Source organism: Nocardioides sp. GCM10023255, assembly GCF_042653125.1.
Classification (GTDB): domain Bacteria; phylum Actinomycetota; class Actinomycetes; order Propionibacteriales; family Nocardioidaceae; genus Nocardioides.
Map to the genome: position 1 here is coordinate 422082 of NZ_JBHSHU010000003.1, position 14632 is coordinate 436713.

14 protein-coding genes are annotated in these 14632 nt (G+C 69.9%); 3 read left to right on the forward strand and 11 right to left on the reverse strand.

Annotation, left to right across the window (positions count from 1 at the left end):
- Positions 1-51 precede the first annotated feature (51 nt).
- The gene (locus ACFO9I_RS05835; protein WP_379178732.1) at positions 52-621 is read right to left on the reverse strand and encodes an NADPH-dependent FMN reductase; all 570 of its coding nucleotides are present in this window, start codon (positions 619-621) and stop codon (positions 52-54) included.
- 171 nt (positions 622-792) lie between these two features.
- Complete coding sequence (locus ACFO9I_RS05840; RefSeq protein ID WP_379178734.1) at positions 793-2172, reverse strand: FAD-binding oxidoreductase; 1380 nt, start codon at positions 2170-2172, stop codon at positions 793-795.
- 215 nt (positions 2173-2387) lie between these two features.
- Between ACFO9I_RS05840 and ACFO9I_RS05845 the strand changes: the two genes are divergently transcribed.
- On the forward strand, positions 2388-2870 hold the full coding sequence (locus ACFO9I_RS05845; protein ID WP_379178736.1) for a hypothetical protein: 483 nt from the start codon (positions 2388-2390) through the stop codon (positions 2868-2870).
- A 68-nt stretch (positions 2871-2938) separates the two neighbouring features.
- Here ACFO9I_RS05845 and ACFO9I_RS05850 read toward each other — a convergent pair whose 3' ends face one another.
- The 5 genes from ACFO9I_RS05850 to ACFO9I_RS05870 form a co-directional block, all read right to left on the reverse strand.
- Positions 2939-3856, reverse strand: coding sequence for a carbohydrate kinase family protein (locus tag ACFO9I_RS05850; RefSeq protein ID WP_379178738.1), 918 nt, complete (start codon positions 3854-3856; stop codon positions 2939-2941).
- 5 nt (positions 3857-3861) lie between these two features.
- The gene (locus ACFO9I_RS05855; protein WP_379178740.1) at positions 3862-4788 is read right to left on the reverse strand and encodes a carbohydrate ABC transporter permease; all 927 of its coding nucleotides are present in this window, start codon (positions 4786-4788) and stop codon (positions 3862-3864) included.
- Positions 4785-5654: a carbohydrate ABC transporter permease gene (locus tag ACFO9I_RS05860; protein WP_379178742.1), complete on the reverse strand. Its 870-nt coding sequence runs from the start codon at positions 5652-5654 to the stop codon at positions 4785-4787. The genes ACFO9I_RS05855 and ACFO9I_RS05860 overlap by 4 nt, the downstream gene beginning before the upstream one ends.
- A 91-nt stretch (positions 5655-5745) precedes the next feature.
- Entirely contained in the window at positions 5746-7005 is a 1260-nt protein-coding gene (locus ACFO9I_RS05865; protein WP_379178744.1) for an ABC transporter substrate-binding protein, read from the reverse strand.
- Between the two features lie 199 nt (positions 7006-7204).
- Complete coding sequence (locus tag ACFO9I_RS05870; RefSeq protein WP_379178746.1) at positions 7205-8209, reverse strand: LacI family DNA-binding transcriptional regulator; 1005 nt, start codon at positions 8207-8209, stop codon at positions 7205-7207.
- Positions 8210-8400: 191 nt separating this feature from the next.
- On the opposite strand from ACFO9I_RS05870, the gene ACFO9I_RS05875 reads away from it, so the two are divergent.
- Together ACFO9I_RS05875 and ACFO9I_RS05880 are read left to right on the forward strand one after the other, a co-directional pair.
- Complete coding sequence (locus ACFO9I_RS05875) at positions 8401-9759, forward strand: glycoside hydrolase family 172 protein (protein WP_379178748.1); 1359 nt, start codon at positions 8401-8403, stop codon at positions 9757-9759.
- 5 nt (positions 9760-9764) lie between these two features.
- Entirely contained in the window at positions 9765-11021 is a 1257-nt protein-coding gene (locus ACFO9I_RS05880; RefSeq protein ID WP_379178750.1) for a glycoside hydrolase family 32 protein, read from the forward strand.
- 25 nt (positions 11022-11046) lie between these two features.
- Here the strand turns inward: ACFO9I_RS05880 and ACFO9I_RS05885 are convergent, their stop codons facing one another.
- From ACFO9I_RS05885 to ACFO9I_RS05900, 4 genes are all read right to left on the reverse strand, one after another.
- Positions 11047-11472 carry an SOUL family heme-binding protein gene (locus ACFO9I_RS05885; RefSeq protein ID WP_379178752.1) on the reverse strand — a complete coding sequence of 142 codons (426 nt, stop codon included), beginning with the start codon at positions 11470-11472 and terminating at the stop codon, positions 11047-11049.
- Positions 11473-11497: 25 nt separating this feature from the next.
- Positions 11498-12325 (reverse strand): hypothetical protein, encoded by an 828-nt coding sequence (locus ACFO9I_RS05890; RefSeq protein ID WP_379178753.1) that lies wholly within the window; start codon positions 12323-12325, stop codon positions 11498-11500.
- Positions 12318-12905, reverse strand: coding sequence for an RNA polymerase sigma factor (locus ACFO9I_RS05895; RefSeq protein ID WP_379178755.1), 588 nt, complete (start codon positions 12903-12905; stop codon positions 12318-12320). The genes ACFO9I_RS05890 and ACFO9I_RS05895 overlap by 8 nt, the downstream gene beginning before the upstream one ends.
- A gap of 529 nt (positions 12906-13434) precedes the next feature.
- Positions 13435-14631, reverse strand: a complete 1197-nt coding sequence (locus ACFO9I_RS05900) for an acyl-CoA dehydrogenase family protein (protein ID WP_379178757.1) — start codon at positions 14629-14631, stop codon at positions 13435-13437.
- Position 14632: the final 1 nt, after the last annotated feature.

Here is a 14632-nt window from a genome sequence, read left to right on the forward strand (position 1 = left end):
GCCCTGCCGGAGCTCGCCGTCCGCGCTCGCGCGCGTCACCCCAGTGTGGGGTCAGGATCGCGGGAGGACCGTGAGGACCCGCTCCACGTGGTCACGGAACTCCTGCATGAAGTCGGATAGGAAGGCTGTCGTCGACTCGTCGGTCACCTCGCCGTCGTCGGTGAACAGCCCGGGCCTGAAGGTGATGTAGGCCTCCGGCGCGGTCATCTGACGGGCATTGCAGAAGCTCAGGACCGCACGCAGGCTCTGCTGGCCCACCGCGGTGCCGATCTGGCCGGGCGAGGCCCCGATGACCGCGGCCGGCACGTGGTCGAAGGAGTTCTTCCCCCAAGGGCGTGAGGCCCAGTCGATGGCGTTCTTCAGGGCACCCGGGATCGAGCGGTTGTACTCCGGGGTGACGAACAGGACGGCGTCCGAGCGGGCGATGGCGTCCTTGAGCGCCTGCGGCTCCGCGGGGTAGCTGTCGTCGAAGTCCGGGGAGTACAGCGGCAGGTCGCCGATGGGGAGCTCGGTGAACTCCAGGTCCTTCGGCGCCAGCCGGACCAGGGCCCGACTCAGGACCCGGTTGATCGACGTCGATGACAGGCTCCCGACGAAGTAGCCGACCTTGTAGGTGCTCATGCCGTCCTCCTGGTGATGCGACAGGAGTGGTCCGGGTGGGGCCACTGCGGGAATTCGCCTCCCACGTGCAGGCTGGCACATCCCGGACGCGGCCAACACCCCGGAAGGCGACGTGGACGAGCACACGAGGCCCCGGCCCGGTGGTCCGGACCGGGACCCCGAGTGCTGCGTTCACAGGGACAGCACTCGTCCGATGGCCATCACGCCCAGCGGGTCGTAGGTGTCGATCGCCCGACGCAGCCGCGCCAAGGTCGCGTCGTCGTAGGCGTCGACGTACTCCTCCGGGGTGAAGGTGAAGTTCGGCAGCCGGGGACCGCCCGTCCAGGGGCCGAGGGCCTCCAGGATCGCCGCCGCGTGGGCTTCCACGCCCGGGGTGCCGGCGATGCCGACGGTCAGCAGCGAGTACGCCGCGCCGCGGGCACTGAAGGCGCTCTCGTGCTCGCCCGGACGGGCGGTCGCGCCGCCCATCTGGCGCAGCTCCACCAGCACCTGGGGCGACCCCGCGCCCGGCCCGGTCAGGGCCAGCAGGGCGTCGACGGCGTCCGCGGGGAAGTCGGTGAGGACGGCGGCCGCCTCGTACGCCGGCAGCGGGTCCAGCGGGTCGGTGTGCACCGAGTCGATCGCGGTGTAGGGCTTGAGCGCCACGTCGTCGAGCAGGACGGGTGCCGCCTCGCGGATCGCGGCGAACCGGCGCTCCCCCTCCGCGGCGTCCCCGGTCCAGACGTAGCGCACCGACAGCGTCATCCGGTCGACGAGCTCCGGCGGGACCCCGGGCATGGCCGGGAGCTGGAACAGGGCGACGGAGGTGGTGGCGAGCTCGGGAAGGTCCTCGGACCAGTGCAGCCACCGCTCGATGACGGTCGCCGCGTCGTCGCCGTCGAACCACAGCGAGCCGCCGTAGAACGTGGGCTGGTGGACGAGGTCGAACTCGATGGCGGTGACGATCCCCAGCATGCCCTTGCCGCCGCGCAGGGCGAAGAAGAGCTCCGGGTGCTCGGTGGGGGTCGCCCGGCGCAGGACGCCGTCGCCGGTGACCACCTCGATGGCGCGCACCTTGTCGATCGCGAGGCCGTGGGTGCGGGCCATCGGGCCGAGGCCCCCGCCGGTGGTGTAGCCGACGATCCCCACGTCGGTGATGGACCCGGACAGGGGCGCGAGGCCGTGGGGGGCCGCCGCCTCGACGACGCGGAGCCATTTGACGCCGGCGCCGACCCGGGCCCAGCCCTCGGGGTGGACGACGCACTCGTCGAGTCCCTGGGTGGTGACGAGCAGCTCGGTGACCAGCTCGGCCATCGGGCCGTGCCCGGTCGCCTGCGGGGTGACGCGCAGGCCGTGGCGTCCGGCGAAGCGGACGGCCTCGACGACGTCCTGCGCGGACCGAGCGGCCAGGACCGCCGCGGGACGCACCGGGATCGCGACGTTCCAGGGCGAGACGAGGGCGTCGTACGCCCCGTCGCCGGGGACGGCGACGAGGCCGGTCGTGCGGGCGTCCAGCTCGGCGAAGGGGGCGTGGGACGTGGTGGAAGCGGTGCGCGTGTCGGTGATGATCATGGTTTCCTCCGGGTGGTGTGTGCTGAGGTCCACCACGGTGGGTCCGGGAACTTGAGGCGGGCTTGAGGCCGACTTGGACCCGAGTGGGTCGGCGCAGACGTGCGGCCCCTCGACGGGACCGGCCCGCCGGACCCAAGCCGTCCTCAAGCGCAGGCCAAGTCCCCCGGGCCAGCGTTCGGGTCAGCCCAGCAACACCCGAACCGAGGAGATCCACCATGAACGCACGCACCACGTCCCTCGTCCTGGTCGGCGGCGCCCTGCTCGTCGCGGCCACCGCCGTCCCTGCACAGGCCGCGGCCCAGCCGCGGATCGACCTGCGCGGAGCCGGCGTCGGCTCGTTCGTCGTCGACGACGCCGGGTCCGCCCGGCTCACCGGCCAGGTCACCGGGGCACCGTTCGACGGCGCCTACGACGCCGTGCTGGCTGCGGACGACGGCGGCCTGCCCGACCCCGGCGTCTGCGAGCCGGCGACCGCCACCCTGGACGTGGCGGGTACGAAGCACCGGCACCTGCGCCTGGCCGCCACCGGCGAGGTCTGCGGCGAGTGGGCGGACGCGACGTACGTCGTGACGCACCGCTTCGTCGGCCGCTACGAGGTGACCGAGAGCTCCGTCCGCAGGGTGCGAGGAACCGACGGCTGGATCTCCCTGGTCCTGGCCACCGAGGGCCGAGCGAACGTCGAGGCCATCGACACCTGAGGCCCCGGGCGGCCACGAGGGGCCGTGCCGGGCTGGTTCCACGAACCGTGCACGGCCCCGGACGCCTGTCAGGCGACGATCTCCGCCAGGTGCGGCGGGTCGGCACCGGGACGGCTCACGGTGACGGCGGCGACCTCGGCGGCGGCGGTGCCCATGGACACCAGCTCCTCGGGCCACAGCTGCTGTCTCGCCGTGAGCTCGTCGACGATGTCGAGGAGAAGAGCCTGGTGGAGCAGCGCGCCCATGAACGAGTCCCCGGCGCCGATGGTGTCGACGACGGTGACCGGCGCGGACGGCAGCTCGATGATCGTGTCCCCGCTTGCCAGGACGCAGCCATCGGCTCCGCGCGTGATCGCGACGAGCGTAGGCCCACTGCCGAGCAGGCGCTCGATGACTCGGCCTTCGTCGAGGCCCGGATAGAGCCAGGCGGCATCCTCGTCACTGAGCTTCACGATGTGGGCGAGCGGGAGGAGACGCTCGAAGCGGGTCAGCACGATCCCGTGCCCGGGCAGCAGCGAGGGCCTGATGTTGGGGTCCAGGCTGACGAGCGCTGAGTCCTCCGCGGACTCGAGGTGGCCGTGCACCACCGCTGCTCCAGGCTCGACGAACAGCCCGAGGGAACCGGCGTGGATGGCGCGGACGGGCGGCGTCGGCGTGGTCGGCGGGGCCCAGGTGACGTCGAACTCGTAGCGCGCCGAGGCGTCGTCCCGCATCCGGGCGACGGCGGTCGACGTACGCCGCAGGCAGCGGGTGCGTCCGAGCAACGACACTCCGGACGCGTCGAGGTGGGCCTCGATGCGATCTGCGCGCTCGTCGTCGCCGAGCGCAGTCAGCAGGTTGGTCCTGACGCCGAGGCGGGCGAGGGTGACCGCGACGTTGAGCGGCGACCCCCCGGGCGCTTCGAAGACGGCACCGGTCCGGTCCTCGACGATGTCGACCAGGGACTCGCCGATCACCAGGACTCCGTCGCGCTGCTGAGCGACCATCCGGATCAGCCCTTGACCGCGCCGGCGGTGAGACCCGCGATCACGTGGCGCTGGAACAGCGCGTAGATGACCAGCTGGGGCATCAGCACCAGGGTCGCAGCCGCCATCATGCCGCCGTAGTCCACGGTGTACTGCCCCTGGAACTTCGAGACCGCCAGGGAGACGGTCGCCAGGTCCGGGTCGTTGATGAGGATCGACACGAACGGGAACTCGTTGAAGACGTAGACGATGTTGAAGATCAGGATGGTGGCCAGCACCGGTCGCATCGTCGGCAGCACGACGGACCAGCAGATCCGGAACAGTCCGGCTCCGTCCATGATCGCGGCCTCCTCCAGCTCGGCGGGGAAGTCGCGCAGGAAGCCCGTCAGCAGCAAGGTGTTGAACGGGATGGAGACCGCGATGTACGGGAGGATCAGCGCGGCGTACGTGCCGAAGATCCCGAGCGCGAGGTCGAGCCGGTAGATCGGGAAGAGCAGCACGTAGACCGGCACCGCGAGGCCGGCGAGCAGGTAGAACCGGAGCCAGGACTGCGCCCGACGCCGGCGGAACACCATGCGGGTCAGGGCGTACGACGCCATGAACGACACGACCGCCCCCACCGTCACCGAGACCACGGCGACGATGATCGTGTTCTTGTACATCTGCACCAGCGGCAGCGACGCGATGGCGTTGCGGTAGTTCTCGAACGTCAGCGTGTCCAGCGAGAACGGGTCGGAGAGGATCGTGTCGCTGGGCTGCAGGGACAGCAGCGCGATCCACAGGATCGGGAGCACGATCAGGAAGGTGACGAGGTAGGCCGCGATGCCTGCGGCGAGCAGTCCCTTCCGACGCCGCCGGCGCTGCGTCGGCGGCTGGGTGCGCCGACCGCGAGGGGACTCGACAGGGGGTGTCGACGGGCTCGTCACGCGGGCGTCGGCCGTGGTCGGGGTCATGCGATGCTCCTGCGCCGGGCCACCGCGAGGTAGGCCAGGGAGGTCAGGGCGCCGAGCACGAAGATGACCACCGCGATGGCCATGCCCGAGCCGTAGCGCTGGTTGGTGAAGGTGACGAAGTACATGTAGCTCACGAGGGTCTCCGAACGATGCACGGGACCGCCGCCGGTGAGCATGTAGACGAGCTCGAAGATCTTGAAGACGTTGGTGATCAGCAGCACGGCGACGATCGCGAAGGTCTCCTGCATCATCGGGATTGTGACGTACCGCAGCTGCTGCCAGGTCGAGGCGCCGTCCAGCGCGGACGCCTCCATGACGTCGGTGGGGAGGATCTGCAGCCCCGCGTAGAAGATCGTCATCGCAAAGCCGATGCTGCTCCAGATGAAGACCAGCGACACGGCGTACGGCGTCAGCTTGTCGCCGCCGATCCACTGGACCGGCTCGATCCCGAGCGGCGCGAGGACCCGGTTGAGGAGACCCACGCGCGGATCCAGGATGAAGACCCAGATGAGGCCGACCAGGATCGGCGCGATGATCGCCGGACCGAAGACCAGGGCCCTCAGGCCACCGCCACCCCGGATCTGGCGCCTCAGCAGGAGTGCGAGGCCGAAGGATGCAGGCACCAGCACGACCAGGCTGACGACGAGGATCACCAGGGTGTTGCGCAAGGACTGCCAGAAGAACGGGTCGTCCTGGAGTGCGGTGTAGTTGTCGAGCCCGATGAACTCGGCCGCCCCGAACCCGGCGGAGTTGGTGAAGCTGTAGGCGACCGCGTAGCCGACCGGGTAGACGAAGAACGCGGTGAACAGCACCAGCGCCGGTGCGAGCATGAGGGCGATCTTCCATCGGGAGCTGACCCAGATCATGGTGAAGCCCATTCCCATCTCGATGGATGCCGCGCGAGGCGGCCTGACTGTCGGGTGCGCCCGCCCTTCGGACGGGCGCACCCGGTGGGGGTCACTCGGCGTCGAGCGCCTTCTGGACCAGAGCGACCGCCTCTTCCGGCGAGAGCTGGTCCTGGATCACTCCGTAGATGCTGTCGTACATGGCGCTGGACACGGCAGTGGAGACCAGCAGGTCCGGCTGCGACTGCGGGCTGCTCAGGCTCGGGTCGGTGGCCACGTCGAGCGCCGACTTGAGCACGCTCTGCTCGGTGGCGTCGATCTTCGGCTCGTAGTCGGTGACGGGCGGCTGGCCGTTGTCGACCAGGAGCTGCTGCGCCTCGTCGCTGTAGTAGAACTCGAGGAACTTCTTCACCGCAGCGAGCTTGGCGTCGTTGTCGGCCACCTTGTGGTCGACCACGAGCGGCGCCGAGGCGACGTTCATGACGATGTCCTGCTCACCGACCCCGTCGTCGAACGTGGCGCCGTTCCAGAAGACGGTGTCCGCCGCGACCGACGAGTCCTGGATGGCGCTGGACGCCCACACGCCGGCATCGAGCATCGCCGCCTTCCCCTTGAGGAACTGGTCGACGGCCTGCTGATAGGTCTGCGTCGAGACGTTGGAGGCGAAGGCCCCGGCGTCGCGCAGCTCGGCGATGTGCTCGTACATCCGCACGAAATCGGGGTTGTCGTAGCTCTCGGAGCCGTCGAGGATGCCGTCGATCTTGTCCTCGAAGCCGAAGCGGTCGAGCCACACCAGGAAGGACCAGACGCTGAAGGAGGACTGGTTCGCCCCGTCGGAGATGGTGACGATGCCCTTGTCGTCCAGGGTCTTGGCGACGGCCACGAGGTCGTCGAAGGTCTGGGGCATCTCGAGCCCGTTGTCACTGAGGATCTTCGTGTTGACCCAGAGCCCGGTCAGCAGTCCCTGGTAGGGGACGCCGTAGATCTTGTCGTCGGCGGTGAAGTTGTCGACGGTGCTCTCGGGCAGCCGGTCGGTGATCCCGAGGTCGTCCAGGGTCGGCTTCAGGTCCATGACCTTGCCCGCCTCGAGCATGTCCTCGGCGGTCGCCTTGTAGACCCAGAACACGTCGGGGAGCGTGTCGCTCTGGGCCGCGATCGAGAGGCTCTGCAGGTGCTCGGCGACCGCCTGGCCACTGACCTCGACGTGGATGTCGGGGTTGGCCTTCTCGAAGGCGCTGACGATGGCCCAGGTGGCCGGGTCCGCGGACTTCACGTCCGGGTTCTGCATCGACAGCGTGATCGTGGTCTTGCCGTCCTCGCTCTCGGCATCACTCGCACTGCTGCACGCGGCGAGAGCCAGGAGCGACGACACCGTCAGCAAGACACCACCGAGGCGGCGCCGGCTCCGGCACCGACCGGCGAAGTTGCGACCAATCATGGCGTTTCCTTAAGAAAGAGGAGGGGTGGGCGGGGTCAGAACCACCGAGATCATCGAAACGTTTGCGCGAATCGTTTCGCTGAAATTACGTGTCCCCCGTCACACCTGTCAAGCACTTCTGCGGGTCCGCCCGTCATGCCCTACGGAGGACGTAGTCCTCGGTGGAGGACCGCAGCTCCAGCCGCTGCTGGAGCCGCGTGGTGCGCGGACTGGTGCGCGGCGCGGCCAGTCGCTCGATCAGCATCCCGACCGCCGTGGCACCCATCTCGAACGCCGGCTGCCGGACCGTGGTGATCGCGGGCCGGAAGAGGTCGGAGTGGCTGAACCCGTCGAAGGTCGCGAAGGCGATGTCGTCAGGGACCATCGTGCCCACGTCACGCAGGCACTCCAGCGCGGCGACGGCGAGCGGGCTGCTGGCCGCGATGACGCACGTGACCCGGTCCCCGGCGAGGGCGTCAAGCAGTCGACGCTTGAGCTCGTCGTTGTCGGCCCCCTCGAGGACGATGCTGCCCTCTGCCTCGCCACCGAGCACTGCATCCCTGAACCCGGCGAGTCGCTCGACCAGGGTGGGGACACGGGTGTCCCCCGCCACCAGGACGAACCGGCGGTGTCCCTGCGTGAGCAGGTGTGCCGCGAGGCGTCGCATGCTCTCCCTGTTGTCAGCGCCGACCTGGTCGCACGGGGCGCCGTCGAAGACCCGGTCGAGGAGCACGACGGGCGGCGACTCCGACGACATGGTGCGCACCACCTCCGAGGAGGAGGTAGGGCAACGGGCGAGGATCAGGCCGTCGACCCGCCGCGCGAGAAGCGTCCGCACCGCACGCGTCTCCCGCTCCTCGTCCTCCGCGGAGTTGGCGAGAACCAGCGTCAGGCCCTGGGCGGCCGCGGCGTGCTCGACGCCGTGGACCATCTCGGCGAACGCCGGCTCCCCCGCGTCGGAGACGACGAGGCCGATGCTGTCGGTCCGGGAGCGGCGCATCGCGCGCGCCACGGCGTCCTGGCGGTAACCGGTCTTCTCGATGGCGTCGAGGACCTTCCGCCGGGTGGCGGGCTCGACGTTGCGCGTGCCGTTCAGCACGTGGGAGACGGTCGAGGTCGACACCTGCGCCAGACGGGCGACCTCCACGATCGTGGCCATGCGGGGCTCCGTTCAAACGTTTCTCCGTTGCGGCTCCGGCGACGCCGCAGGCCCTGACGACGCTGAACATACCGCGATACGACGTGCCTTGCGTCACGTGAGCCCAGGCGCCTACGATGCGGCTCCTACGCAAACGTTTCGATGCCTTGTCGAGGCTCGTTCGCCGGGCCTCCCGCCCGCACGAAAGGACGATGATGACTGCAGACCTCGCTCCCGGTGGCCTTCTGGGCGACCTGACCCGGGCGCGCCCCGGGCGGACGGCTCGGGCCTCGAGCTACGACCAGACCGGTCGCAACCGCGACAACTGGATCGTCATGCCGGGTGAGGAGCGCACGCTGGCGGATCTCGAAGGGCCCGGCTTCATCACCCACATCTGGATGACACAGTCCTGCCGGGTCCAGCCCGGCCCCGGCCAGATCGACCCGGACGTGGTGGGTGTGCCGATGCTGGAGATCCACAACGCCCTGGGGGTGAGCTGGGAGGTCGTCGACCCGGACTACTACCGCAAGGTCCTGCTCAAGATCTACTGGGACGACCAGGAGACCCCGAGCGTCGTCGCGCCGCTCGGCGACTTCTTCGGGCTCATGAACTCGCTGTCGGGCAGCTACGACTCACTGCCGTTGTCGGTGTCGGCGAAGGAGCCCGAGCTGCACACCTTCGGGGGCAGCGCCGCGTTCAACTCCTACTTCCGGATGCCGTTCGCGAAGCGGGCCCGCGTCGTCGTGGAGAACCAGAACGACATCCCCTACCTGCAGTACTTCTACATCGACTACGAGCTCTCGCCGGCTCCGCTGCCCGAGGACACTGTCTACTTCCACGCCCACTGGAGGCGCGCCCTGCCCAACGTCGGGTGGGGCCCGGACCTGCAGGCCAACAGCATCGAGACCACCGTGGCCAACCTGGACGGGGTCGACAACTACGTCGCCCTCGAGACCGAGGGACGGGGCCACTACGTCGGCTGCACCCTCGCGGTCCGACACTTCCAGGGGTCCTGGTGGGGCGAGGGCGACGACATGATCTTCATCGACGACGACACGTGGCCGCCCAGCCTCCACGGCACCGGCATGGAGGACTACTTCGGTCACGCCTGGGGCATGCAGCGCAACGCCTACCAGTTCAACGGCACGATCGTGCACGAGGAGGACGTGCCGGGGTTCCACCACAGCTACCGCTTCCACATGGTCGACCCGATCCGGTTCGAGAAGCGCATCAAGGTGACCTTCGAGCACGGGCACGGCAACCACCTCTCGGACGACTGGTCGTCCACGGCGTACTGGTACCAGACCCTCCCGTCGCCCGTCCTCGAGGTTCCCGACGTCGACCAGCGCCTGCCGTTGCGACCGGTCGACCGGGTCATCGAGGCTCCGCTCCCGCCGCTGACGGACGAGCAGCGCACGGCGCGGGAGCGGGCTGCGGAGCGGATGCGGCGATTCGTCGAGGCGCGCGACGCTCTCCGCGAGGAGCGTCGTCAGCAGGTCGACGAGTGGGAGCGTGGCAACGTCGACCAGGCCCGCGCGATCCGTCGCGCCTACAACGCCGGACAGGAGTGAGCGGGATGCGACCCAGGATCCACTTCACCTCCGAGACCGGGTGGATCAACGATCCTCACGGCCTCACGTTCCACGCGGGCGAGTACCACCTCTTCCACCAGTACGTCCCGGACAGCCCGGTGTGGGCACCTCACTGCCACTGGGGCCACGCCACCAGTCCTGACCTGCTGACCTGGACGGCCCGGGAGGTGGCGATCGAGCCGGGTCAGGGCGACGACGGCATCTGGACCGGCAGCCTGGTCGTCGACGGTGAGCGCACGCGGATCCTCTACACCTCCGTCGCCCTGCCGGACCTCGGGCTTGGGCGGGTCCGCCTCGCGACCCCGGCCGACGACACCTGGGACGAGTGGACGAAGGGCGACATCGTCGTACGCCCACCCGAGGACCTCGACCTGATCGCGTTCCGCGACCCCTTCGTCATCCGCGAGCATTCCGGCTGGCGGATGTTCATCGGCGCAGCCACCCGTGACGGCCGGGCCCTCGCGCTCACCTACGTCTCGGACGACCTCACCACGTGGAGCTACGACGGCGTGGCGCTGTCACGTTCGAGCGACGAGAAGGCCCCGGTCTGGATGGGCGCCCTGTGGGAGTGCCCGCAGATCTTCGAGGTCGACGAGCACTGGGTCATGGTCAGCTCGGTCTGGGACGACGACGTCCTCCACTACGCCGGCTACGGCATCGGCGACGCCGACTCCTACCGCGACGGGCGCTTCTCCCCCACCGACTGGGGGCAGCTGAGCTTCGGCGGCTCCTACTACGCACCGTCGTTCTTCCGCGACCGCGACGGCCGGCCCTGCCTGATGTTCTGGATGCGCGGCGTCCAGGACACCGACCAGGGATGGGCCAGCTGCCTGAGCGTGCCCTACCTGCTCTCGGTGCAGGACGGTCGCCTGGTCGCACGACCGCACCCGGAGCTGGAGGCCCGACGGAGCGCGGAGGTCGCGGCGGGCGAGCCTGCTGTGGCGTTCGACCTCGAGTGGACACCCGCACCCGACGGCGACCAGCTCGCGCTCGGGTCGGGCAGCGGCAAGACGGCCCGCATCTCGGTGGGCGATGGCCTCGTGGCCCTCGAACGACCCGGACTGGAGACGTGGACCATGCCCTGGTCGGGCGGCCCGGTGCGCGTCCTGGTGGACGGCCCGGTCCTCGAGATCTGCACCACCGACGGCGTCCTGGGGGCAGCGATCGAGCCGAGCAACACGTGGCACGCCCCATTCGGTCATGCCGCCGCCTGGCGCATCTCCACCGCGCAGACCGTCTGAATTCCTCGTCCGCGGCCCGGCGCGCTCACGGCGGGCCGCTGACGTCGGACGAGTCAGCGACGGGGACGACCTCGTTCCTCTGCAGGAACCACGGTGTCCACGGCGGGTCGAAGCGCGCGTACCGGGAGGCGCCGGCGACCTCCAGCCCGTGCTCCTCCGCGGCCGCGAGCAGCTGCGTGCTCCGCTTCGCGAAGGAGCTGTGCGACCAGCGCCCGGAGAACCGCGGCGCGGCCGCCGTCTGGGCCGGCACCCGGCGGACGTGCACCGCAGAGTCCACCGGGTCCGGGAGGTCCTCGGCGCTGACGTCGGCGGGCATCACGAAGCCCACGACGTAGCGACGGCTGCCAGGGTGCTGCTCCTGCACGACGGGCGCGGCGTCGGAAGCGGAGGATGCTGCCGCGTTCGGCGCGACCGGCGTCCTTCCAGCACCGTTGACCGACGGGGCTTCCACGGGTCAGTGCGGATGGCCCGTGCCGCTACCGGGCCCGCGCCGGCAGGTGGTCGGTGACCGAGGTGGTGGAGATGGTCCGGTAGGAGAGGTGGTTCCCGACGTCGGGATTCCCGACGCCCTGCATGCCGACCAACGTCCCGGAATGCCGGTCGAAGATGAACTGGGTCTCCAGCGGCTCACCCCGACCGATGATCACCACCGACCGGTCGGCCATCACCGCGTCGTCGTCGACGACCTCGACGCCCTCGACGTCGCGCAATGCGGTGAACAGCGCCGCCTGAAGCTCGGGCGGTGCCGTGTCTGACGCCAGCAGCTCGCCCGCCCGCTCGTACGCGGCGTCGTCACCCTCTTGGTCGCCTAGGGGACGCCGGAGCCACGCCAACAGCTCTTCGGCCGACAGGCCCGTCCGCCCGTAGATCTTGGGCAGCGGCGAGCGGCTCCGGTAGACGAACCCTTCGAAGTCGCGGAAGACGCGCGGCTCGTAGTCGTTCCCCGGCAGCCAACGCTCCTGGACGGTGGTCTCGGGCCCGTCGTCGTACCAGCGGGTGGTGACCTCGCGCACGTGGAGGTACTCCCCCGGCCCGGGCCAGCTGAGCTTGCCGGCCTTTTCGGCCGCGCGACTCAGTACGGCGGCCGCAGCCGGGCTGCCCGTCGGCCCGCCGCCGGTCAGGGCCAGGACGCCCGCGACCACAGCCACCACGGCGGCACTCGCCAGGACCAGACGACGCCGGCGCCGGCCGGCGCCGGACACGATGAGGGCACGCCTGAGCACGCGACGTCGGGATCGGACGAGCGACGCGGGGTCGATCACCACCTCGGACCGGAATCGTTCGATCAGGGCCATCTCATCCATGTCGGGTCGTCCTCTCTGCTCGCTCGGTCTGGTCTCCGATGTGATCGCGCAGCTTTCGTCGTGCTCGGTGCAATCGGGACTTGACCGTTCCCACGGGGATCTCGAGGGCCGCCGCGATCTCGTCGTGCGACAGCTCGGTCCAGGCGACCAGCAGGAGCACGTTCCGGTCGCCGGGAGAGAGGTCCACGAGCCGGGCGGCGAGGCCGGCGGCCTGCTCGGCGGCGTCCAGTCGCGCGGCGGATGCCTCCTCGAAGATCGTGACGCCGGGGTCGACCGGGATCCGCGCCAGGGCGCGCAAGAACCGGACCTCGTCGCGGCGGCGGCGCAGGAGGAGGTTGCTGGCGATCCCGTACAACCACGGTCGAGCGCTCTGCGCCGTGGCTTGGAAGGAGCCGCGCCTCTCGAGCGCCACCAGGAAGGTCTGGCTCAGCAGGTCCTCGGCCTCCTGCGCACCGACCCGGCGGGTCAGGTAGCGCAGAATCTCGGGTGCGTGCCGGTCGAAGACCTCCCCGATCAACCGCGGCGCCGCCACCGACGCGGCGAGCAGCTCTGCGTCGCCGAGGTCCCGAGGATCAGTCATCACGTCCTTACTTTTCCGAACCGCACGACCGGGTTCACGGGCGGCGTCCACCACTGTGCACGGCAGCAGCAGTACATGAAGTACGCCCGGGTCGTGCTGCGCACCGCGACGGGTGCAGCACGAGGTGGACGGCCGGGGGCTCGTTGCTCGAGCCGAGAACCCAAGTCCGCGTACCTGTCGTAGCTCAGTCCACGTGAGTAGACGCTCACCCTTGCCGTTGGCGCGCATCACGACGAGGTAGGCGGCGGAGTTGAGCTCGTCGCCCGCCGATTGAGGGGCGCTTGCTGCCGGTGATCCACTTCCCAGCTGATGACCGACTCCGGCCGCTCCGCCATCCAGCCATGGCGCTCGCGACTCCAGGGCGGACGACTCCTGACGGTCGTCGATGGATGAATGAGGCTCGAAAGGACGGTCGGTACGAGGGAGTTCGCAGATCTGCGCTCCCGCTCTCGAACCTCGTTTCTTGACTGTTCCGCAAGACCGACACGACACGGCGATCAGACGAACGACGCCCCGCGACCGCCGGCCGTCAGCGGAAGGCGGCGATGCCGGTGAGCGCCTGTCCGAGCACCAAGGTGTGCATCTCCACGGTGCCCTCGTAGGTGAGGACCGACTCGAGGTTGTTCTGGTGTCGGATCACCGGGTACTCCAGAGAGACGCCGTTCGCGCCCAGGATGGTCCGCGCGGTCCGGCAGATCTCGATTGCCTCCCGGACGTTGTTGAGCTTGCCGATGCTCACCTGCTCGGGACGCAGCAGCCCGGCGTCCTTCCGGCGGCCGAGGTGCACGGCGAGCAGGTAGCCCTTGATGTACTCCAGCGACATGTCCGCCAGCTTCTGCTGGGTCAGCTGGAACGCGGCGATGGGCTTGCCGAACTGGACGCGGTCGATCGAGTACTGGCGCGCGGCTTCGAGGCTCGAGCGAGCGGCGCCGAGCGCTCCCCAGATGATGCCGTAGCGGGCCTCGTTGAGGCAGGAGAGCGGCCCCTTGAGCCCGCGCACCTCGGGGAGGACGGCGGACTGCGGGAGCCGGACGCCGTCGAGCACGAGCTCGCCGGTCGCGGAGGCACGCAGCGACATCTTGTGCTTGATCTCGGGAGCCGAGAAGCCGGGGGCGTCGGTCGGGACGACGAAGCCGCGGATGCCCTCGTCGGTCTGCGCCCAGACGACCGCGACGTCGGCGTACGGCGCGTTCGAGATCCACATCTTGCGGCCGTCGAGGATCCAGTCGGAACCGTCCCTGCGTGCCCGCGTCGTCAGCGCTCCGGGATCGGAGCCGTGGTCGGGCTCGGTCAGGCCGAAGCAGCCGATCGCCTCGCCTGCCGCCATGCGGGGCAGCCACTCCTGCTTCTGCTCCTCCGAGCCCCACCGCCAGATCGCGAACATGGCGAGCGAGCCCTGCACCGAGACCAGCGACCGGAGGCCGGAGTCCGTGGCCTCGATCTCCAGGCACGCCACGCCGTACTCGGTCGCGCTCATGCCGGCGCAGCCGTAGCCGTCGAGGTGCATGCCCAGCACCCCCAGGGAGCCGAGCTCCCTGGCGAGGTCGCGGAACTCGGGGATGGCACCACGCTCGAACCAGTCGGCGATGTGCGGCTCGACGGACTTGTCGAGCATGTGGCGGACGGAGGCGCGGACCGCCTTCTCGTCGTCGGTCAGCAGGTCGTCGAGGGCGGCGGGATCGGTGGGATCCACCGCGGGGAGGACCGTGGGGTCGGGGTGGCTCAAC

Bases quoted from the DNA above. Each gene is read 5' to 3' on its own strand.
- ACFO9I_RS05850 (WP_379178738.1), bottom strand. From the start codon at position 3,856: ATGGTCGCTCAGCAGCGCGACGGAGTCCTGGTGATCGGCGAGTCCCTG.
- ACFO9I_RS05835 (WP_379178732.1), bottom strand. From the start codon at position 621: ATGAGCACCTACAAGGTCGGCTACTTCGTCGGGAGCCTGTCATCGACG.
- ACFO9I_RS05875 (WP_379178748.1), top strand. From the start codon at position 8,401: ATGATGACTGCAGACCTCGCTCCCGGTGGCCTTCTGGGCGACCTGACC.
- ACFO9I_RS05895 (WP_379178755.1), bottom strand. From the start codon at position 12,905: ATGACTGATCCTCGGGACCTCGGCGACGCAGAGCTGCTCGCCGCGTCG.
- ACFO9I_RS05880 (WP_379178750.1), top strand. From the start codon at position 9,765: ATGCGACCCAGGATCCACTTCACCTCCGAGACCGGGTGGATCAACGAT.
- ACFO9I_RS05855 (WP_379178740.1), bottom strand. From the start codon at position 4,788: ATGACCCCGACCACGGCCGACGCCCGCGTGACGAGCCCGTCGACACCC.
- ACFO9I_RS05845 (WP_379178736.1), top strand. From the start codon at position 2,388: ATGAACGCACGCACCACGTCCCTCGTCCTGGTCGGCGGCGCCCTGCTC.
- ACFO9I_RS05870 (WP_379178746.1), bottom strand. From the start codon at position 8,209: ATGGCCACGATCGTGGAGGTCGCCCGTCTGGCGCAGGTGTCGACCTCG.
- ACFO9I_RS05890 (WP_379178753.1), bottom strand. From the start codon at position 12,325: ATGGATGAGATGGCCCTGATCGAACGATTCCGGTCCGAGGTGGTGATC.
- ACFO9I_RS05840 (WP_379178734.1), bottom strand. From the start codon at position 2,172: ATGATCATCACCGACACGCGCACCGCTTCCACCACGTCCCACGCCCCC.
- ACFO9I_RS05860 (WP_379178742.1), bottom strand. From the start codon at position 5,654: ATGATCTGGGTCAGCTCCCGATGGAAGATCGCCCTCATGCTCGCACCG.